Raw genomic sequence first — 20,164 nt, 5'->3', positions numbered from 1 at the left:
TACCTGTCACCAATTTCTACGAAATTTTTCGCCTCTTTTTGTGGGGCTCTGTCTCTCTTGCCGCTTCTTCCGCTTCGATTTCTTCGACAATCTCGAGCGGTTCTCTTGGGATCCGTGTGACTCTCAGCCCTTCGTCTCTCAGATATTCGACGGAGTGGCCGCGTCCTAGGTAGAGCCAATCGGGAGACACGTCGAGAGTTTCCGAGAGATGCAGTAGACTTGGGATATCTGGTTCAGTGCCTTTGTAAAGCCAAGACCTGAACCGGGAAATGGATATTCCCAGGCGGTCGCAGAATTGTTCGTCAGTCTCAGCTTTCTGTCCGTTCGTCTTGCGCTTCTTAAACGAGACGAGTCGCTTGACGAACGTGGAATATTTGGGGTCATGGGCAGCGTCGTCAGTCATAATAGATTACCTCTTGTGCAGCGCCTTCCCCCATACGTCGAACAAAACGTCCAGGTCCGAAAACAACCGCTCCACAGCTTTGAGAGTGCAAAAGGCTCGTTCAGCCCGTTTTCCTGCTTCAAGATCGTCTGAATCGATACTTTCGAGATTCAAATCTGTAGCAGTCGCAATCAGGGCCTTAACGGGTCCAGCCCATTCAGTGAGGGGGGCGATTAGATGGTTCAACGGGGGGAGTCCTGTTTCGGGTAGGATGGGGAGCGGGATGTGGTATGTTTTCCAGACAGCAAGCTCGAGTTCGGATAGTGGTTTGGCTGTAGGCCAAGGGAAAGATTCATCGTTCCATTCGATGGAGATGTCGGGATCGTTTTCGTCGTCGGGAACATCTCGGGGTTCGTGGTCCAGGGTGGTTATGTCGTCGTCGGGATCGTCCAGGGTGAGGGGTTTGTCAGTGTCCATGGTGAGGGAAACAGAATCGGAGCACGTGGGATCATCAAGAGAGGGGTTTGTTTCGTCGGCAAACGTGATCTCGATATCATCGTCTGTTGATAGCTGGTCGGTGAGTGGGGACGTTTCCGCGAGGGTAGCGGGCTGACCCGTCCCCTGTTGATAAGTTGTTTCGCTTGTTGATTTCTTGTCTTGGGCAGAATAAGATTTGGCCATGCTGCAATGCCTCCTTGTTAGGTTTTGCGGCTTAGGGTGACTGAAAGAGTACCAGTCTTTTAGTCACCCGATTCCGTTTTGGGGTTAATGAAATGGTAACTCTTGCGCGTTCTCACTGTCAAACTAAATTTAGCGGATTTGACAAAAAATAAGTAAGCCCAACATAGTGCTTTTTTAGCACCAGTCCGGCTTTTCGTTTTATTGGCGCGTTCTGAAAGCGTAAGCATTTCGCGCGACTAGCTTTCTCTCTAGTCGTTATGAAGTCGTTATGAAGTCGGAATAACGTCGCGCGATCTTGTCGTCTCTCCCCTCTCCCATCCTTTTCAAATGCCCAGGCATACGCGCTTGCGCGCCGCGTTCTCCCGTCAATCTGCTATCCGCCACATATAACCCCGGCTCCAAATTGCAGCGGCAATATTGCGGTATTTATCTTGCTCATTGGTCCGGAGGTTTGCGCGTAGGTGGTAGGTGCACTTCAGGCGCGCGAGGTCGATTTGTTCCTTGCCGAGCAAGTCAACGATGTTCTGTATATCGTCCATCATTAGCGCGGCCCGGTAGGTGTCTGCAGCGTATAACGTGTGTGGCATGGGTGTGTCTCCCTTGGATGTGTTGGGTAAACGGGGGGTATGAGAAGTCCCCCCGGTATAGAGTGTTGGTGATTATCTGCACATTTCGCATTTATAAAAAGCGTGCTGCGTCTCGAGGATGTCTCCGCGGTCAATCTTGTCTATCATGTGGGGCACTTCGTGAGGTGGAAACAGTTGTCTCAGTGCTGTTGTTAGGTGTTCCTTTGAGATTCGTTTCCATGGGGCGGTGAGGTGCCATGCTCTATGGTATGTGTGGCGCATGGTGAAGATCCTTTCTGATTTTTATTGTTGTCCGGTTTTCTCTTTCCCCCTTCTCCTCGCCGTGTCCAGGGGATTTTGTTCCCTCTCCGGTGTTTCGGGGTCGGCAGCCTCTTACTGCCTTTCGCTGTCCTTTTTTGCTCTGTTTGGCTGCGTTCTGTTTGTCTGTTTCTATCCTTCCCTTTTCCATTTGTGTGTCGCTGTTGTCGTTTTATAGAGCAAAAGATATGCCAAAATGTGTGGTAAGTGTGATATGAATGTTGTTAGAGTTAAGTAGAATGTATCAGGCCACATTTCACTGTGCGTTTAATGTGTGCTCAATGTGTATTATGACACTCTTTGGCACAATTAATGACATTTGACGTCAGCAGTATGACATTTATTGTCACATGGTGCATATGTTCTATTTATGCTTACACATTTTGACGTGTGGTTCTGTAAACTTTGTTGATAGTGGTTGACGTAAATTGTCACATTTTGGCGGCATTTTGGGGTATAAGAAACGGTGGATGTGTGGCAATGTGATTTTGTGCGCGCATCATGGAATGTGGAATCTTACGTGGATCCGCTCATATTCTGCATATTTTTGTTTGCAAACCGTCCGTAGTTTGGTAAACCTTTTCTCGAATTGAACCCCAATATATGGGGAGCTTGGTACGACACAATTTCAAATATCTGATGACCGGCAAATTGCTTACAAAACAGGCCGAACACACAAGGACAAAATGTTATGGAGCGCGAAGGATTCAATCAGACCATTGCAGTTAAGGTGAGCAATAGCATTGCTGATCTTTTGGCCAATCTGGCCGCCCAGAGGGGTATTACAGTCTCTGCGTATATCCGCAATTTGATCGATGCAGGATTGCGGTCTACCGGAGATCGACAAGACAGGCCAGCCATACAACGCAGGCGCCCGTTGCGTGGATGGTAGTCACTTGAAAACGATCTTGACGACACTTTTGCAATAGTAAGAGAGGAAATATTTCACATGGAAAGTATTTTGGCATACACGAGAGACAGACACGAGCTGCGATGTGCGTTATTAGACAAGGGATTCCACAAAGCACTTGCCGCATGTGACGCCATGGAGCCCGCCATATTGGAACAGGTTATCGGGACGTGCTTTAGTCTGCAGTATCATCGTTGCACGCAAAAGACGGCCAAGGCCCCTTGTCTCTGGCAGAAAATACGGTCGGAACTTGGGTTGTCCCAGGCCGAACTTGCCGCGGAGGTCTCCAAGTTCCATCGGCTGGATGTTTCCAAACAGACTGTCGAGTGGCGCTCTGAGCGCGAGCGTTTTGCAGCTTCAATGTTACGCCCGTCTGACTTCAAAATGTGGAAAATGAACAATCTCAATGTGAGATCCCTGGAACAGTGGGAACGCGACCATCCGCAGCCGAACATTCGGAACATTGGCGCTGATGATATTCAACTAATCGAACGCACCCGACCGCACCGCGAAAGTCGGAAAAGCGGATTTGTCGAGGTCTTCGAGAGATTTTTCACAGATCGATGTGGTGTGAAGCTATCTTGGGAAGACTTGATGTGCGAGATTACCGGCAATCGGGACCCTCGCAAACATCGGCTACCCGAGACCGAAAAAAAAAGGAACAAAGAGAAACGCGCCGCTAATGATGCGCTTGATTCTCCCCTCTCCCCATCCGTGGACGGGACAGAACAAGCGTTAGTGGCTGACGTGGCATAGTGCGTCAGCGTCTTTTTCAAATAGTAAAAAACGATAGGAGAATACACATGGAAGGCCCGATAATGACCGCTTTGTCTGCAGCAGTAAAGAATATGCAGAGTGTAAGAGACAGCATTCGGGAATTGAAGCAAAAGAGTGGCAACGCCCCTCTTCCGAGTCCGGAATTGTTGACACTGCGTAAAGACTTGGGGTTGATTGAGACTCGAATCAGCTCAATGTTCCCGGAAGTCAAGCCGGAAGTGAAGCAGGCCGAACCGGAACCGCCCCGCGAGACAGCTTACACCACGAAATCCGAGCAAGCATCTTACGATTTCCAGAAAATCGCGGGCAAATTTGATGGTCTGTTCACGAGTGGCTCAATCAGTGTTGACGTTTCTCCCGAATCCGAGCCCGTGAAGAAATTTGATGCACCTGTCGGGACCTTCACCGGAGCTTGGTAGTGTGGGGTTGAAAATGAACAAGGGGAGTGTTTCGCGCTCCCCATTATCCTTATCGGAGTATTTTTATGAAGATCGAAGAGATTACCGCAATGCAAGAGCTGGTCCGTAATATGGCCGCTGGATTCTCCACAATGGTTGAAGCGCTGCAGAAAACCGCCGAGCTTTTTGAAACGATTGACGCGTGGTTAGACACAGCGAAAGAGTCGGTAAAAGACGATATAACACTCAGTTAACCCTATATAATCCTCCGGACACTGCCGAGAGAGGCGCCGTCGTCATTGCTCAAGTTGACTTCCATGAGCATGCCCTTGCCAAAGGCGTCTTCGATTGAACGTTCAGTGGTACTTGCGAATCTGCCCCCAGCGTCATCCATAACTGACTCAAACTTGTTGCTAAAATTGTCAAAAACGGTTTCCAGTCTTTGGGTCATGTCTCCGATTTGATTATTCAATTGGGTTTGGGGGTCAAGGGCTTCCTTCGCCCCGTCAACGGTTGTTTTTGCCCGCTCGTACGCGCCTCCCAACATGCGATCTATATTCCCACGCATTGCGTCAAAATCGAAAGTGTCGCGTCCCAAAATTCTATATAACGCATCGGAGATGTCTTTATCTCCCATACCAAATTCAGGGTCAGCCGCATCTTGCGGACCTAACGTCCCGAAATAACCCATTCTTTCTTTGTAATCGAGATTTTTCGCGGCGCTTTCCAGGTATCTTAGCGCATCCATACGCGCTGCCATGGTTTGACTCTCCGCATGAGATTTTGCAAGTAGCTTGTCGGTTTGAGCAAGCAACCGTCCAACTTCGGGGGAGTTCACTGCATATTTGGTCATCCCGGACATGGAACCATCATAACCGCCCAAGCCGCCGCCCAAGCTGCCGCCAAAACCGTAATCGTACCCCAGGTTTGTCGAGCCGGTGTCATAACGTGGAGTGTAATCGCTCGGCGTATAATTGGGGGGTAAATCAGACTCGCCCCCCTGCCCGGGACCATCTTGTCCGCCTTGTTGGTTGTTTCCAGACGTCCCGCGCAGTGCCGCGGTATTTTCATTCAGCGCAGTGATTAAGTTTTTTGAACTCTGAATTTGCGATTTAATCAGATCTTCGATTTGTTTCTGAGCCGCCTCAAGGTTCTTTTTCGCTTGCTCATTTGTCTTTTCTGCTTGTAATTTCTGAAGGTTAATGACATCTGTTAAACCGCCACTTGCTAGGGCTATGTAATCGCGTGCGGTTTGCTTTGCGTCCTCAAGATTTCTTTTGTCAACTTCAGCATCCCCAGTCTTCTTAACGGCACTAGGTAGGGATTCTGCTGTAGCCATAAGTGTGTTGAATAAACCCTCAGCCGTCTGAAATTTTCCTCCGGCAATCGCTTGATTTGCCCGCTCTGCCAACCACCGGGCATCTCCGGCCGCCTGTTTATATTTATCAGCCCCTTCCTCCCCAAATCGATTCACGCGGCGCAAGGCATCCTGAGTATTGTTTGCGACTTTTTGCAGTTTATCATTGAACTGCTCGAGATTATTGACCATTCCGGCACTTTCGCTCTTCACTTGTTTAAATAGCTCGAGTGCCTTTTCAGGCATGGTTGGAATTAATTTGGTGGCTTGTTTGAATTTTTCATTAATGTCAAAAAGTTTAGTTTCTATTTTGCCGTATTCATTGAGATACGCTCCACTAATCCCCTTCAGGGCTTCTTGAGTGGAGTCTTGTTCGGACTGCAATTCTTTTTCAAGATCCTTGATTTTTTTGATAGCGTCCGATTTTGCATTGAGTTGAGTGTGGGCTTCTTGCATCACAGCTTCAGAGAGTCGCCGCTGGTCGGCAATCTGCGCTTCTGTTTGCGCTTTTTCAAGTTCCGCTAAGCCTTTTTTCGCACTTGCGACATCTTCGCCGCTTTTCAACATGTTTTCGTAGATGCTACGCTGTTCGCTAAAGCTCTTCTCGCGCGCAGCACGTGTTGCCGCATACTCGGCTTCAGCAATCCGTATTCTTTGCTGTGAGCTTGAAGTGATGAGATTATTGATCTGTTGTTCTGTTAAAACGGTGCTCTTCGTGCTCTCTTCAATAGCGACTTTGCGCTGGTCCAATTCCAACTTGAAAGCGTTCTCTTTGTCCTTAAAAGAATCACCAATGAGCTTTAACTCAACCTCAGATCGGTTTTTGGTAAGCTGTAAGAGTTCCTCGCTTGTCTTAACTTCTTGCTTTTGGGCATTGACGAGCTTCTCGTGAGCGACCACCAACCCCTCAACCGCCGCTTTCTGATCGATCCGCCCGTTAATTTCCGCCTGAATCGCGTCCAGGTTTTGGCGCGCCAAGACAAAGTTTCTCTCAGCCGCCTTTGTGTCCGAAGATTTCCCGGGCAACCAGCTTTGAGCGTCTTTTTCTCTGGCTTGCGTGAGCTGTTCGCCAATACCAACGAATTCCGCAACAGCCTGTTTGCGTTTTGCCACTAAATCCACATACGGATCATTTTGCAGATCTGCTCCGGAAACTCTTTTAATAGCAGCCTTGGGGTCGAATCCTTCATCAATAGCACGTTGTAAATCGTCCTGTGATTTCTTCAGTGTTTCCGCCTGGATTGCCGCTGCTTCTGCTCGGTCACTTAGTATTTTATATCCGCCCGCAACCGCACCAACAATCGCAGCAACAGCCGCGGCTATAATGGCAACAGGACCGCTTGCGAATGCCGCGATTGCTGTGCCTGCCGTCCCGAGCGCTGAAACAAACGATCCGATTGCAGCGGTAAGCCCCGCCCATGAGGGAATAAGGGATGCAACAGTGGATCCTATCGACAAGATTCCGCTACCCGCAAACACCGTGCCCAGACCACCCAGAGCATAACCGACACCAGCAATTGACAGGCTGATAGTTCCTGCAGCCGCGGCAAACAGACCAAACGACGCAACTATGGCAGTAATCGCCTGTGTTATGATTGGATGGGCCTTTGAAAATTCGCTCACGCCCCTGAGAAACGCGGATACCTGATCAAGCGCTCCTTTTAAGGCCTCCAAAAACGGGCCCGCCAATGCGATTGCTACCTCTTGAAGCGCCGACAAAAAATTCTTCCAGGCCGGGCCGAGTCCTTTGTTTATGATACCGACAACCTTATCGAGACTGCCCTTGGCATTTTCGTTTTCAACGGTCAGTTTCTTAATCGCATCGATATTCTTGCTTGCCGTGATCGCAACGTTTCCGCCCTGGTCGCCGAAGATTTTGAATGCGTCCGCGGTGGATAATCCGCTCTTTGCAAGCCGTTCAAACGTCTTAGTCAGATTGACGGACCCGTCCGAATTCTTGGCGATCTCTACTCCCAGGTTTGCTAATGCGCCCCGCGCCTCTTTTGTCGGGTTTGATAGATCTCCCAGGATGCGCCGGAGTCCGGTTCCTGCCATAGACGCATCAACACCGTTTTGCGCGAATATGCCGAGGTACGCCGATGTCTCCTCGATGTTCATGCCAACATTGTTGGCCATGGATGCCACGTATTTGAGACCTTCAACCAGACCTGACATTGATGTGGTAGTAGCAAGCGACGTCTTTGACAACACATCCGTAGCCCGTCCCGCTTGATCCGCCCCCATACCGAAAGACGCCAAGACCTTCACCAAATCTTCGGCCGTGTCCTTCATGGACCGCCCTTCAGTAAATGCGAGATTGAGCGCCGGCCCTATCGACGCGATAATCTGCTCTGTAGAATAACCCGCCTTTGCAAGCTCACCCATACCTGCCGCAACTTCGGCAGCAGTGAACTGCGTCGCCGCGCCTAATTCTCTCGCCTTATCAGATAACGCCTTGAACGCCTTCTGTCCCGCGTCCGTCTTGACATCAATCTCACCAAACGCCTGCAACTTGTTCATCTCGTTTTCAAAATCAGCAGCGGTTTTGACTGCAAGACCCATTGGCGCGGTGATTGATGCGCCAAGGGCGGTCAATGATGCGCCCATACTGGCCAGTTTGTTTGAAAAGCTCTCAACCGCTTTGTTCATTTTGTCCAGGTGATCGGGGATCGCTGAAAACGCATTCTTGATTTGATTGCCAGCCGTGCCCGCTTTTTGTCCCGCATTGGTCGAACTCAGTCCGATCTTGTCCAATGCACCCGAGATCTTCTCAAGTATAGGACTTCCCGCGTCAACCGCTTTAATGATGAGACTGATACCAATATTGTTATCTGCCATAATACTAATTCCCTCCCGTTATTCCGAACACGGTTGCATCAATTCTGCAAATGGAGTGTTGAAAATCTGTTCAATTTTCTCTCTAACCGATGGTTCTATTTTCCGAATGTTTTTCACTTGACCATACTCAAACCTGTAAATGCTGGGTTGCATGCACCCTGCCATATTCGCCAACTGATACTGTGAAATACCCATCTGTTCGCGAAGACGTTTGAGTCTTGTCGGTGTGAGATTCTGCGTTGTTTTGGACCGTCTACGCGAACGCGGCTTCTCTGGTCCAGCATCCATTTTTTCAAAATGATTAGGTGTCGGATCGGTCCATACCTGCTCTGTTGCACATTGGATTTTGACGGTAGCGGCTGTCTGGTCGTTCGTGTCCGTCGTGCGGCTATCCGTTTCACCCTTCACATCGGCCTGTTTGCTTTGCCGCTCCCAAAACAACTTGCTACCTGCCAATATGTCTTTCTGGAATTCGCTGTCAATCCCTAGATACCAATGGCCGAGCCCATCGCACACTTTTTCAAGTAGTAGACTGAATGAGAGCCGGTCATTTTCGGAAACGTCTGTTCCGTAAAACTGGTCGTGAAGAGATGGTGTGTGTGATGGTGTGTTAGTGGGTGTGAGAGACTGCGCGCCTGTCGTCTGGTCTGCTATCATGTATGTAGCCTGTCCTATCAATTTCTGTGTGCCGTGTCGTCTTTGTATCATTGAAAAAATGAGTGCCGGAGGCTGGTTTCAGCCGCTTAACTAAATAGGTTTACTAACATATACGGGGAAACGAGGGAAGGAGAAAAGGGGAAAAAGGACGCCTTTTTAAAGTGACAAGAGACCAAAATGTGTCACATAGATTAGTTGCCATCTAGTTACCATTTTGGTCGAAACTATCCAGTTTTATCAAGACCAAACAGGACGAATCGAGACAAAAGGTAACTGGAATCACTAAGGAAAAGCGTTTAAGGCGTTGAAATCATTTTACAACTTAGCGCGTTCGCAACGCGGGGGTCGAGGGTTCAAATCCCTTCATCTCCACCATAAAATCACCTACTTAGCAGGATATTCTCGACGTTGAATATCCTGTTTTTCGTGTATAGCTAACAAAATAGCTCACAGGTTTCGAAACGATCTGTGTCTTCGGTTTCAACGCCACCGAGTTCATACACACAATGACCCACGAAATGAAACCGGAGAAGACCAGGCGACCCTCAGCGCCCTCCCCGGCGCCCGCTGCAAGAATTACGTTCCGACCTTGCGTCGGGAAAAGGATTCTTTTCTGGATATCATCAAGCCAGGTCTTTTATTAGAAAAACTGCCCCTGGTATCCTGTAGCCAAGCTTGTAGAAGAATCCCGCTGCGGTTAGCCACGAGTCCGCGATAATCCCCACAGCTCCCAACGCACTGGCTTGTTGAGCGAAAGCGTGATGCAGCTTTCCTCCGATCCCGGCGCGAGACCCGGAATTGTCAGATGCTACGTGGCTTAGTAGAACATGAAAACCGTTGTAGCTGCCTAGAATCGTTCCGATTACTTTGTCGTGCCGTTCCGCAACCAAACACAAGCCGGGGCTATTGCGCAACATGTATTCCAAACGAGGGATCAGGCCTTCTCGTCGGCATAAGCCAGCGACAGTCAACAATTCCGCAATCCCCTCCAAATCTCTCGATTCGGCCTTCCGAATCTTGCACTCTGATCCTTGCTCTTCTGCCATCTCGCAACGTCCTTTAGCTCATCTTAAAAAAACTCCCAGGTCGCGATCCTACCATTCACACTTATTCATGATAACCATTGGCTTCCGCACATCGTCGACGACTACCTTCTCTTGAACTCACGGACATTGAGGGCTTTCCACTCAAGACCGGGGTGCTGTCTGATCCGCTCCACGAGACCCTCGTCCTCAGTGAGCAAGGCTGGCTTGATTTCACCATAATCCAGAAGCCTGTCCAGAAATTCTTTCTCTGGCTCTGTGAATGGGAGCAACGATTCCAGAGCGTTCTTCGTCTCTTCCACGAGACGTTCAGCCCAACGAGTGATGGGCTCCAACCCCTCGGCATCTTTTCTCAATAGAGGCATCAGTACTCTCTTCAACTCACTCTCGGTGAAATCCACGTCGGATAATTGAACGGTTCTCCAATCCTTCCGGTTTATGGCTCCATAGACAACGAAAGCCAAACGCAGACGGTGTGGATGCAGGCCGCTCCCTGTCAGAAGTGCATGGACATCGAACAAGTCGCGACTTGCCCTTCGTGCGAGCAGCGCTGCCAGTTTGCCTCCGGCAAGTTCGTGGATGTCCAGGACAGGAACAACCTCCTGCCTCATAGGGTCCGATCCGCAGCGAGTCCATCTTGACCAAGGGCCAAAGGGGAATCCGGAACATGAAATTCAGGTCAACCTTCAGATCACCGCCTTGACCAAGAACACTGTCGTAGCGAAGAAAAAAGGTGATGGCTGCGTGTTCGCTCGCTGCACGGCGGACACTCAAGCCTTCCCTGCTCGATACTGCCCTGATCGCCTCCTCTATTGTGGGACGGTCGAACAGCATCGTCTCTTTATCGGGAGAGCCGACGTAGTTGAGGTCAATGTCCACGGAAAGTCGGGGAAGATCAAAAAGAAACAGGTTCAAAGCCGTCCCTCCCTTGAGAGCCAGCCGTTCTTTGAGGAAGGGATGGACGTTGAAGCCATTCAGAAGACCGATAAGGTGAATGACCTTCTCCAGAATCTCTGGACGGAACCCTGTGGACTCTGACTCGGCAAGGAGGAATTCTCTGGAAAATTTCAAGAGATTTCCTCCCACGCCCGGTCAACGACTTGTGAGGGAACCACCAGGTTCCACTGCTTCACCAGACGCCCCTTGGCATTCCGCGCCATATACGTGGGCTGTTTTGGGACATGTCGCCGGATACGGTCCAAATGAGCGTCGTCCACCATCAATTCTTTCTGGTGCTGTTCCAAATAGAATCCAACCTTGGCTGCTGTGGAGGCATTCGCCAGAAGGAGCGCGTAGTCCAAAACCCTATCCACGTTGAAGAATTCAACGCTTTCCAGAGACCTCCATATCTCTTCCCATCCTCCTCCGAGCGAGGGACGATCCAGGACATCTACCAGGGTACGTTCCAGGCTCGTGACTCTGACCGCAAGCCCCGCCCTTTCAGCCGTATCAACGGCAAAGGACTCTTGTTTCTCTTCCACCAGGGCACTGGGAAAGCGCACCGCGCGGAACTCGTAACCTCGGAAACTCAAGGGACGTATCGCCTTCCCGGTGAGGAAGAGGAGTTCTTCCCGAACTGAGTGAGCCTTACCGTGGAACTCAAGAGCCGTGTGGTAGGCAATCACGGCATCGTCCGCCATTTTTCCAGCGAGGAGAAATGTATCCACAGGGAAGGTATCAGGAGAGGCTCCAAAGGGAACCGAGGCATATAACCCCCGCTTGACACGGAGTATGCGCCCGGTTTTCATGTGATGAGCAAGGAGCGAGTCACGGGTCTTTATGCTTCGAGGTCCATCGGCATCGAGGGACGCAGCGAACTCCTCGTAGGTGAATATCGGTCGGCGGGCGAAGAAATCCAAGAGTTTCATGGTCACGGCTGATTTGACATATTTAACCAATACCCCTAAACGTATTAGGGGTTATGCTTGCTGTTGTCAAGTCAATTCGTGGTGGGAGACATAAGCATTCCCGATATAGCCTATGCGTATTCTTCATTCCGGGAATTTACTGGGTCCATCGAACGTGTCTGGCGCGGTGGACACAAGAGGGTGCGCGCCGGAGAGCTTATATTCTCTCTTTCAAGGTTCCATCAAAGGGGTCTGTGTAAGGGTAGTCTAATCCAATTAGCTTGTCGGCGGTCAGAATTTCAGCTAACATTAGCTAACAAATTTCGAAACGACGTGTCACGAAACGTAACCAAACGTGACGACAGTGGTTGACACTTATAGGGATTTGCCACAAGTAGCTGATACTGCTGCCCCCTGAAATGCGTTCGCAACGCGGGGGTCGAGGGTTCAAATCCCTTCATCTCCACCACAAGATCACTACTTAGCGGGATATCCATTTCGGAAGTGTCCTGCTTTTTTCGTTCTAGCTAGCAAATAGCTAACTAGGTTTTTGTGGGGTCTCCGGCAAGTTAACAAATCAAAACGGGATATACCCTCAGGCTTCGTCAAATGCATCAAAGATAGTGATATGAGTCAAGATGCGCATGCAAAACAGAGACTTACTTGGTTGAAAGTACTCCTTTGTTTGGGACTTAGCATCTTTTTGCTGTTTACGGCATGCTATTTGTTATTCTTTCTCGCTTTCTATTCCTTTGCAGACTTGCCGCTATTGTTCAGACCTCTTCCCAGTGATGAAGAGATGATTGCAAATTTCCAGGATCATCGGACGGAATTCGAACGATTAGTCTGGATTTATCAGCAAGACTCACGGGTTCCCGTAGAATTTAACTCATTGATTCCTACACCGGAAATCAATACGATTATGAGAAGAGTTAATGTCAGCTCAGTGAGCGCCGACGGCTACCAATGGATTCCTCCCGATCCATACTCCAGAGATATCGATATTATAAAACGCAAGTCACCAAAATGTTTTCAAAGAGGTGGTTACCTGCACTATGATGCGCAAAGTAGAAAACTTTCTGGAGTCCTATTAGGCTACACATATGGCAAGAAAATTACTATTGAAGGTAATCTGATCTCCAAGAAATATTACTACATTCCTTTTGTCCCCAAAGTGACTAACAGGAATCTGTCTTTCCCCACTACTCCCATGGCAGGTTATAACCGGATAACAGAATCCCTGAACAATTATCCACAAGAATTTGGCCAATACGACTGTCTTTACAAACAAATTGAGCCACATTGGTTTATTGTAATGTGTCGAATACAATGAAATGGCAATTCCGTCAATTCCGGCTAATTCTGTAATTCTGTAATTCTGGGCACACCATACTTAATGCACCTTGCCTTGTTTCTTGGCTAGAATTTTCTCTTGTGAATCTTCAGGCAACCCTTTTGCCAGGACGATCTATAAAATCGCTCTAGAAGGAAATACCCGATCTCATGAAAATTCCTTCATCTCCACCAATGAATTCTTGGACAGCATGTTGGATTGACATCCTGATTTATTCGATCTGACCCCATGATTTTCAACAAGCACAGGGGAGCGACTGTTCAGCATTTGGTCTTTGTGTAGTTCGGGCGAGAGGGTCCGCACCAGCAGCCAAAGTCAAACCAGTTGAGTATAGTGTCCTCAGAAGTAAATTTCTGAGGCAGATGCCATCGTATGTCCACCGCAACATGAGTGAAGGGCAGGTTTGAACTCTTTTCACTTTTTCATCTCCCCTTTCCTTCTTGCGGCTCCCTGCGAACCTTATTCCTTCGCTCCGTGGGCTTCGAACGACAGTTCTGTCTGAGAGCGACCTCTAAGGTCGCGGCAGACCGAAGCCGGCGTTGCTCGTCAAGGCCTATGAGTTAAGTCTCGTCTTCGCTCATGGCGTGCTTGCTATCGAATGCAGCGAGTCTCGGGAGATGAGTCCAGAGTAGACTCGACCCCAGTTTGTTCACGTTTCCACAAATGATCTATTTCACGAGCTTGCGCTCTATCAGGTCTCTCAGGGACTTGCTGATCGATTCGCCTCGGTAGACTTCCTTTCGATGCCCTACTTTGAGAATCAGGACCCACAACACTCGATCATAGACATCATAAAGAATGCGGTATTTGCCTACACGGAGTCGGTAGGTATTGGCCTGGCCTTTCAGCTTCTTTGAACCTTGCGGACGGAGGTCCGTTGCAAGAGGTTTGATAGCAAGGCCGAGGCGGGCTTGCTCTTCAAGGGGAAGCTTTGCGAGCTGGCGTTGAGCTGCCGGCGAGAGTTCAACCTGGTATGGCTCCGGGGACATCAGAGGCCGAGTCTGGCCATGAATTCAGACAATGGAAGCGTGCCCTTCTCCTGGGCTTCTTTGCGAGCAACTTCAAGCTCCGGGATGTCCGCCTGGTCAAGTATCTCGTCAAGCTCTTCCAGCGATTCCAAGTCATCGAGCGGGACTATTGCGGCAACTCCCTTACCCTCTCGGACAATAATTAACCGCTCACTCTCAGTGCTTACCCGTTCAATCGCGTCAGAAAGATTGCTTTCTTCTATCGTTGCTGGTGTGTGGGGCATGGTTCCCGCCTCCAAGGATTTCACTGATAGTTTAGCACAGAATCTTGCAAGTGCAGCCTTTCGGTTGATGCCGTAACATGGCATTCTTGTTTCATGACCAGGGCGACGGCAAGCACGACTAATTTGCTCGGTCCGAAATCCATAGGCCTGGAACCTGATGCCCGCTGAAGCAATTTCCACAGAGCAAAGGTCTGATGCAATCGCAGAGGAATCCCTTAAGACCTCTATCCGGGCTTGCTCAAAGCAAACGACCACCTCGCCTGACTCGCTGACATCTTCGGCCTCCAGAAGAAACGACGCACATGAGCGGAAACTGCGCTGCCGACAGGTGCCACAGACGGTCATGTACTACAAATAATCCTGTCTTGGAGGACTGAAGCAGTCTATTACTTCCCCTGCTTCAATTATTTCAATGCGATGGTCGGTATCTCGCGGAATGGAATAGGAATCGCCCGGACCGATCACTTGGTCATTCTTTCCGAATACTATTCTGTATTTTCCGGAAATCACGTATCCACTCTGTTCATTTGGGTGCTTATGAAAGGGGACATGGTCTGACTGCTTGTAGAGCATCTTTGTTACCATCGTCTCCGGACCATGAGCCAGGACGACAAAATCGACTCCGAGAAAACTTCTTCTTTTGGCCTCTTGCGATGTGACGATCATGTGCTTTCCTTCCTATCCGTAACATGCAGTGCGAAATCCTGCGGCTCTCGTTGGGACAATCATCTCCCCGGTCCTCCGTGGTCCGGAGGGGCGACTATCGCTTGTTCAGCGACAGGTAATCTTCAAGGCGTCCTTTTTCCGTCAACACGCGCACGCCCATCTCCTGGATAGTAGCCGACGGAAAGACGGGATCCTTTCGAGGGAGCATACTAATGGCCTGTTCAGGGCACGCGCTCACGCAGAGACCGCATCCGATGCACCGTTCATTCTCAACCCGGGCTGTTTCGTCGATGAGTTCAATTGCGGAAACAGGGCATCGCTCGTCCCGGCACGTACCGCAACCAGCGCACAGTTCAGCATCGACGGACGCGTGCCACCGGCTCTTTGCGAACGCATTGGGATTCTTGAGTCGGGTCCATCCCCTCAACACCATGCAACAGCACGGGCAGCAGTTGCAGATTACAGCGAGGCGATCCTGACTGTTGGTGCACGTGTGGACAAGGGCCGCCTCTTCTGAGAGCCGTAGGACCTCGATAGCCTCCTCTTTGGTGATCTCGCGAGCCAACTTGCGGTGGATGAGGAATCGGGCAGTGCTGTCGAACATCAGGCACGTTTCCCTGGGCTTGTTACACGCACCCACACTGACCCGGCACGCGCAGTGAGCCAGCCCGAACGTCTCGGCCTTTTCCAGCATCTTTGAAACAAGCTCGAAATGCAGTACTTCGGAGTGGGCATTGATGGTCTGCTCGATCGGTATCACGCGCATGACCGGGGTCTTGCTTCCTCCGAATTCGTGGCTGAGAGCCTCCTCGTGATAAGCCGTCCAAAGTTTGGCCAACCGGTCGTGCACCGGAGTTCCGCCGCCGGCCATGAAAGGAAACTCGAATAGGCCGGGCATCGTCGGCAGCAATGAATAACCCATTTGTCCCTTCTTCTGCCGGCTAAATACGATGCCTTTCGTGGCCATCGATTCGCAAACGCTTTCAACCTTGTCCCTTGAAACGCCTGAAAATTTCGCGATCTGCTCGACACTCTGGGGCACGAATGTCATGCCAACCGCAACTTCCGCTTCCTCGGGCGTGAACAAAATTCGGAGAATCTCGTCAAAGGCCCTTGACGGCGGAGCGCCGATCGGGTTCTTGTGCAGGATTTCTCGCAGCTTTTCGTAATTATCCATTGGGATTAACCTCCGGTTGAAATAAGACTTGGTCTGACACGCTTGCTCAAATCAGTAACAGCCACAAGAATCTTCCTTACCGAAATTCAGCGTTCCGGGCCCTATAACCACTTCGCCAGAGAGCTTTGGTTCTGCTGCGTCACGCGATCTTCTTGCTTGCCATGCGTGGACTCGTTCACCGTCTAAGTGCCCGGCTCACAGCAAGTCTCTCTCGTATCAGCTCGATATTATTCCGGTCGATGGTCAGCTCCACCTTGATCACGCGCCTGTCAGCATCTGTCATACGAATTATTCGATCGTACACATAGTGCGATGCGAATATCACCGAGCACTTCTCCAGCAGTTTCTGGAGTTCGGGTCCTTGATCCAGACCTGCCCAGATCTTGATGAGTGAGGAGCCTGCCGACAAAATGGCTTCTCTATAGAAAGTCTCCGTTGAACGTTGGGTGGCGCACGTAAAACCGACTGAAGTGCCGGGAGGAAGTTGCAGCAATTCGTTCATTATGCGAATTTCCGGCTTAAGGAGCACAGCCACCACTTCCACGGGGGGTGATGGCATGACGTTTCTCAGCTCCTCAACGTGATTAAACCCGCAAACGATCAGATCTATGTCGGAGAGTAGATTTGCTGCCAGCCGTGGATCAGACTCCAGATCTTGAATGAACACGTTTGTCGTCCGGACGGAAAGATCTCGCCGCAAGGTAGTCGAGATGTCATCAAGAGCGTCGCTGTTGCATTCCACCACGAGGACCCGGGCGCCTTCCGTGTCTTGAAAATAACTGGTAGCCTGGTTGAGCAAGAAATCAGTGATTTGATCCGGACTGAAGCCAGCGTGAAGCGCCTTTTCAAAAGCTTCGTCCACGATTTGTTTGAGCGCTTCCGTTTCGCGTTGCACTTTCCTCTCCTTGATGAAGGTCCCGGAACCAACTACCGTTTCGAGAATCCCTTCGGTGACTAGCTCGCGATAGGCCGCCAACACTGTGTTCCTGTTTATATTCAAGGTCTTGGCCATGTCTCTTGCTGAAGGAAGAGACTGCCCAACCGACAGTTCGCCGCTATCGACCATGATTCGAATTTGGCGCTTGATTTGGTCCTTTATCCCGAAGGGGCTTTTCTTGTGCAGCACAACTGACATAGTGTAATATACTACTATGCCACTATGCTGTTGTCAAGTACCAAAGACGAATTCGCGCGTAGACCTGCTCCACTCAAGAATCAAGGTTGGCTGATATAGCAGTTGTAAAAAGAGTTCTGACACAATCGACGTCTTTTGAAGGGTGGCGGGAGATCCCGTGATCGAAGATTCGACGGCCTTGCGTCGCTCGAAGTGAATGGGATGCTCCGACACCCTGAAGAAATCAATCGGACTTTATTTTGGACAACTCTTGTGCAATCCCCACCGGGGTTGCTATCCTGATGGCAGGGCGTTCTGTTTGGAAGAACGGCCAAGGATTGCCTCACGAATCTCCGGGTCCTTTCACGATCGCCGGACATTCGTCTTTCACGTGTGACGCAGATCGTGAAAACGAGGCCAGGGCTTCTTAAGCGCCAATGCTTCGCACGCTCTGGGCCATGGATTCCTGACTGTCTTCAAGCACAGGATGTAGCGGTACTTAGCCCTAAAACTTCTGGATAGCGGAAATCAAAAGCATCACCGAAGCCTGAATCTGAATGGATGGCGTCATGAACCTTCGGTTCGGGCTCATTGGTTTCGTACAGAGAGCCCCCTGGAACGAGACCGGATTTTGATGAAGATCAGGATCCCCAAAAACGCCTGAATCACAAGCCCTGCCCCCAATAATAATCGGTAGAGAGTGCCGATTATACCGCCTCCGTGATGGATCGTGATGGCAACGTTACTCATTCTACTTGGCTGTTCATGTACGTCTTGTTCATGGGTGTGGGGAGCAGCCAGTTGCCCGAGGTTCAGGACGAAACCGGTTCCAGCTTGGATGATAATGAAAATCGCCAGTATTATCCCCAACTGACGGTGCCATAGCCTCAAACTCACTTCTTTCATGCGTCTTCCTTAATTATCGGCTTCGCTGTGGCTTCATCAGTCGTCCCTGTAGTGCCGCCGTGAGACTGCGTCTGTCTAAAAGCAATCGAGAGGTCTTTAAAGCGTATGTTTACGAAATATGACAGGCACGGGAGGCCGTCAGTAATCGATCCCTTTCTGAGGTGCTATCCGTTCACGATAGGCATGTTTCATTTCTTGGACTATGGATACTGTGTGCGCTCGCTGAATCACTTTGGGATGGGCGTCTCGACCCGTGAGGACAAGGTGCATCAGCGCCGGCTTATTTTGGATAAGATCCAGCACCTGGGGAAGATCGACAAGCTTTAGTTTTAGTGCATTGTTGATTTCATCACATATGAGGATATCGAACTCCCCTGACAACATTTTCTCCTCGGCAAGTTTAATTGCTTCTTGGGCATGAGCACGATGTTCGGCTGGCGGCACTGGGTCTCCTTTGAGTCCTACAAATCCCTTCCCAATGAGATGATGCTCCACATAAGGAGCCAATTTTTTCAATCCGTCGATTTCTCCGGCATACATGTCACCTTTCATAAACTGTACCAGACATACTCGCAAACCATGACCTACAGCTCGCACAATAGTGCCGAGAGCTGAAGTCGTTTTACCCTTTCCATGTCCTGTAATGACCACAACAAGGCCTACCTGTTCCTTTGGTTCCAGCATCTGCAATTCTGATTCGTTCATGCTCTTCTTACACTTCGTCACGTTTCCTTCAAGATAACATAAGGATTGCCACGGGAAATGTCCATCATTGCGCCGAGAGACGGTCGAGAGAACCTGAAAAATTGAATCAACAGGTTTGAATTCCTTTTGCAGCCTAAACGACATGCGATTGCGGACCTTAAATTGCCTGATTGCTGAGTCGCTTGGAAATTTTCATGTTTCCGGATGTCTCACACGAGTACCGGTTTAACAACGGAGTCAGCGGAGTTCAACAGCAATAGGAGTGAAAATGCCCAAAAAGATTAACATAAAGGGTCTGGGTGCGGGCGCGAATGAATGCATATTCAGCGGAGAGGCAAACTCTGTCAAGGAATTGATAGAATCCGCTATAGATGCTGGGGTGGATCTAACGCTGGCTCAATTGTCTGGCGAAGACTTGTCCTTCGCTAATTTATCCAATGCAAAACTGAGCTCAGCAGACCTGTCGGAGGCGAATTTGTCTGGAGCCAGTCTGGATCGAGCACATCTAACAGTGGCCAAACTGGATAGGGCCAATCTGTCTAACGCAAATGCTTCCTGTGCAGGTCTATTGGGCGCCAGGTTAGCGGCTGCAAAACTCGTGGAGATCAACCTCACTCAAGCGAACTTGTGCGGAGCCAACTTGTGTGGTGCCGATCTTTCTAAAGCCAATCTCTCTCAGGCTGACTTGTCCAGAGCAATTCTGTCGGGGGCAAATCTTTCGAAAGCGCTTCTGCCGTTCGCCGATCTTTCAGGCGCAGACCTGTTTGGTGCAAAGCTTAAGAAGGCAGCGTTGTCTGCTGTGGATTTTTCCAGGGCCGATCTTTCGGGCGCAGACCTTTCCGGAGCCGATTTATCCGGAGCAATCCTGAGCGGAGCGAGATTGAACGGAGCTAATCTGTCCAGAGTGGACCTGTCCTTTACTGACCTATCCGGAGCCCACCTTTCGGGAGCCAATTTATCCGCGGCTAATCTAACAGGAGCATACCTGCCGGGAAGTGACCTGTCCGGCGCAGATCTGTCTGGAGCCAACCTGCAAGGAGCCGATATCACGGATTCGGACCTGTCTGGAGCAAATTTGAATGGGGCCAATCTAGATGGCACAAAACTGGATGGGGTGAAAAGGTGATTGAAGCCGGTTGTGAGCTGATTCATCGGGAAAATGCACCCAAAAGAAAGCCCGACCACTGCAGAGCTGGGAATCAGGTACAGCGCGGTC

21 protein-coding genes and 1 pseudogene are annotated in these 20,164 nt (G+C 50.0%); 6 read left to right on the top strand and 16 right to left on the bottom strand.

All coding sequences use genetic code 11. From position 1 onward, the window contains the following. Nucleotides 1-16: 16 nt before the first annotated feature. The 3 genes from DESTI_RS11480 to DESTI_RS11470 form a co-directional block, all read right to left on the bottom strand. A complete protein-coding gene (locus DESTI_RS11480) occupies nucleotides 17-403 on the bottom strand; it encodes a helix-turn-helix domain-containing protein (RefSeq protein WP_014810131.1) in 387 nt (128 codons plus the stop codon). A gap of 6 nt (nucleotides 404-409) precedes the next feature. Next, nucleotides 410-1,063: a hypothetical protein gene (locus tag DESTI_RS11475; RefSeq protein ID WP_014810130.1), complete on the bottom strand. Its 654-nt coding sequence runs from the start codon at nucleotides 1,061-1,063 to the stop codon at nucleotides 410-412. Nucleotides 1,064-1,428: 365 nt separating this feature from the next. Beyond that, a complete protein-coding gene (locus DESTI_RS11470) occupies nucleotides 1,429-1,650 on the bottom strand; it encodes a hypothetical protein (protein ID WP_014810129.1) in 222 nt (73 codons plus the stop codon). 988 nt (nucleotides 1,651-2,638) lie between these two features. Here DESTI_RS11470 and DESTI_RS11460 point away from each other — a divergent pair. The 4 genes from DESTI_RS11460 to DESTI_RS31070 all read left to right on the top strand — a co-directional run bounded on the left by DESTI_RS11460 (nucleotide 2,639) and on the right by DESTI_RS31070 (nucleotide 4,286). Continuing rightward, nucleotides 2,639-2,839 carry a hypothetical protein gene (locus DESTI_RS11460; protein WP_014810127.1) on the top strand — a complete coding sequence of 67 codons (201 nt, stop codon included), beginning with the start codon at nucleotides 2,639-2,641 and terminating at the stop codon, nucleotides 2,837-2,839. A 57-nt stretch (nucleotides 2,840-2,896) separates the two neighbouring features. After that, complete coding sequence (locus DESTI_RS31075; RefSeq protein WP_014810126.1) at nucleotides 2,897-3,613, top strand: hypothetical protein; 717 nt, start codon at nucleotides 2,897-2,899, stop codon at nucleotides 3,611-3,613. Between the two features lie 47 nt (nucleotides 3,614-3,660). Continuing rightward, on the top strand, nucleotides 3,661-4,053 hold the full coding sequence (locus tag DESTI_RS11450) for a hypothetical protein (protein ID WP_014810125.1): 393 nt from the start codon (nucleotides 3,661-3,663) through the stop codon (nucleotides 4,051-4,053). A 65-nt stretch (nucleotides 4,054-4,118) separates the two neighbouring features. Beyond that, a complete protein-coding gene (locus tag DESTI_RS31070; protein ID WP_014810124.1) occupies nucleotides 4,119-4,286 on the top strand; it encodes a hypothetical protein in 168 nt (55 codons plus the stop codon). 2 nt (nucleotides 4,287-4,288) lie between these two features. Here DESTI_RS31070 and DESTI_RS11445 read toward each other — a convergent pair whose 3' ends face one another. The 6 genes and pseudogenes from DESTI_RS11445 to DESTI_RS11425 all read right to left on the bottom strand — a co-directional run bounded on the left by DESTI_RS11445 (nucleotide 4,289) and on the right by DESTI_RS11425 (nucleotide 11,795). Then, on the bottom strand, nucleotides 4,289-8,227 hold the full coding sequence (locus DESTI_RS11445) for a phage tail tape measure protein (RefSeq protein WP_014810123.1): 3,939 nt from the start codon (nucleotides 8,225-8,227) through the stop codon (nucleotides 4,289-4,291). 18 nt (nucleotides 8,228-8,245) lie between these two features. Further along, entirely contained in the window at nucleotides 8,246-8,884 is a 639-nt protein-coding gene (locus tag DESTI_RS11440; protein WP_014810122.1) for a helix-turn-helix domain-containing protein, read from the bottom strand. A gap of 623 nt (nucleotides 8,885-9,507) precedes the next feature. Beyond that, nucleotides 9,508-9,930, bottom strand: a complete 423-nt coding sequence (locus DESTI_RS11435) for a GNAT family N-acetyltransferase (protein ID WP_014810121.1) — start codon at nucleotides 9,928-9,930, stop codon at nucleotides 9,508-9,510. A 101-nt stretch (nucleotides 9,931-10,031) separates the two neighbouring features. Continuing rightward, complete coding sequence (locus tag DESTI_RS31590; RefSeq protein WP_272913402.1) at nucleotides 10,032-10,538, bottom strand: nucleotidyl transferase AbiEii/AbiGii toxin family protein; 507 nt, start codon at nucleotides 10,536-10,538, stop codon at nucleotides 10,032-10,034. Between the two features lie 82 nt (nucleotides 10,539-10,620). After that, nucleotides 10,621-11,013, bottom strand: a pseudogene (locus tag DESTI_RS31755) (nucleotidyl transferase AbiEii/AbiGii toxin family protein); the annotation flags it as partial. Then, nucleotides 10,995-11,795 (bottom strand): type IV toxin-antitoxin system AbiEi family antitoxin domain-containing protein, encoded by an 801-nt coding sequence (locus tag DESTI_RS11425; protein ID WP_014810120.1) that lies wholly within the window; start codon nucleotides 11,793-11,795, stop codon nucleotides 10,995-10,997. The pseudogene DESTI_RS31755 and the gene DESTI_RS11425, both read right to left, overlap by 19 nt. A 607-nt stretch (nucleotides 11,796-12,402) precedes the next feature. On the opposite strand from DESTI_RS11425, the gene DESTI_RS11420 reads away from it, so the two are divergent. Continuing rightward, nucleotides 12,403-13,107 carry a hypothetical protein gene (locus tag DESTI_RS11420; RefSeq protein ID WP_014810118.1) on the top strand — a complete coding sequence of 235 codons (705 nt, stop codon included), beginning with the start codon at nucleotides 12,403-12,405 and terminating at the stop codon, nucleotides 13,105-13,107. A 689-nt stretch (nucleotides 13,108-13,796) separates the two neighbouring features. Here DESTI_RS11420 and DESTI_RS11415 read toward each other — a convergent pair. The 7 genes from DESTI_RS11415 to DESTI_RS11385 form a co-directional block, all read right to left on the bottom strand. Beyond that, on the bottom strand, nucleotides 13,797-14,117 hold the full coding sequence (locus tag DESTI_RS11415; RefSeq protein ID WP_014810117.1) for a type II toxin-antitoxin system RelE family toxin: 321 nt from the start codon (nucleotides 14,115-14,117) through the stop codon (nucleotides 13,797-13,799). After that, the gene (locus DESTI_RS30710; RefSeq protein WP_014810116.1) at nucleotides 14,117-14,380 is read right to left on the bottom strand and encodes a type II toxin-antitoxin system Phd/YefM family antitoxin; all 264 of its coding nucleotides are present in this window, start codon (nucleotides 14,378-14,380) and stop codon (nucleotides 14,117-14,119) included. The genes DESTI_RS11415 and DESTI_RS30710 overlap by 1 nt, the downstream gene beginning before the upstream one ends. A gap of 348 nt (nucleotides 14,381-14,728) precedes the next feature. Further along, nucleotides 14,729-15,046 (bottom strand): cupin domain-containing protein, encoded by a 318-nt coding sequence (locus tag DESTI_RS11405; protein ID WP_014810115.1) that lies wholly within the window; start codon nucleotides 15,044-15,046, stop codon nucleotides 14,729-14,731. Nucleotides 15,047-15,140: 94 nt separating this feature from the next. Continuing rightward, nucleotides 15,141-16,223, bottom strand: coding sequence for a 4Fe-4S binding protein (locus DESTI_RS11400; RefSeq protein ID WP_014810114.1), 1,083 nt, complete (start codon nucleotides 16,221-16,223; stop codon nucleotides 15,141-15,143). 175 nt (nucleotides 16,224-16,398) lie between these two features. Then, a complete protein-coding gene (locus DESTI_RS11395) occupies nucleotides 16,399-17,358 on the bottom strand; it encodes a GntR family transcriptional regulator (protein WP_014810113.1) in 960 nt (319 codons plus the stop codon). Between the two features lie 567 nt (nucleotides 17,359-17,925). Then, nucleotides 17,926-18,243, bottom strand: coding sequence for a hypothetical protein (locus DESTI_RS11390; RefSeq protein ID WP_014810112.1), 318 nt, complete (start codon nucleotides 18,241-18,243; stop codon nucleotides 17,926-17,928). A 138-nt stretch (nucleotides 18,244-18,381) separates the two neighbouring features. Then, complete coding sequence (locus DESTI_RS11385) at nucleotides 18,382-18,948, bottom strand: cob(I)yrinic acid a,c-diamide adenosyltransferase (RefSeq protein WP_052316035.1); 567 nt, start codon at nucleotides 18,946-18,948, stop codon at nucleotides 18,382-18,384. A 268-nt stretch (nucleotides 18,949-19,216) separates the two neighbouring features. Between DESTI_RS11385 and DESTI_RS11380 the strand changes: the two genes are divergently transcribed. After that, nucleotides 19,217-20,074, top strand: coding sequence for a pentapeptide repeat-containing protein (locus tag DESTI_RS11380; protein WP_014810110.1), 858 nt, complete (start codon nucleotides 19,217-19,219; stop codon nucleotides 20,072-20,074). Nucleotides 20,075-20,164: the final 90 nt, after the last annotated feature.

This window comes from Desulfomonile tiedjei DSM 6799, assembly GCF_000266945.1.
GTDB lineage: Bacteria > Desulfobacterota > Desulfomonilia > Desulfomonilales > Desulfomonilaceae > Desulfomonile > Desulfomonile tiedjei.
Note: the sequence above shows the minus strand (reverse complement) of the source record. Positions and strands in the feature narration are given on the sequence as shown.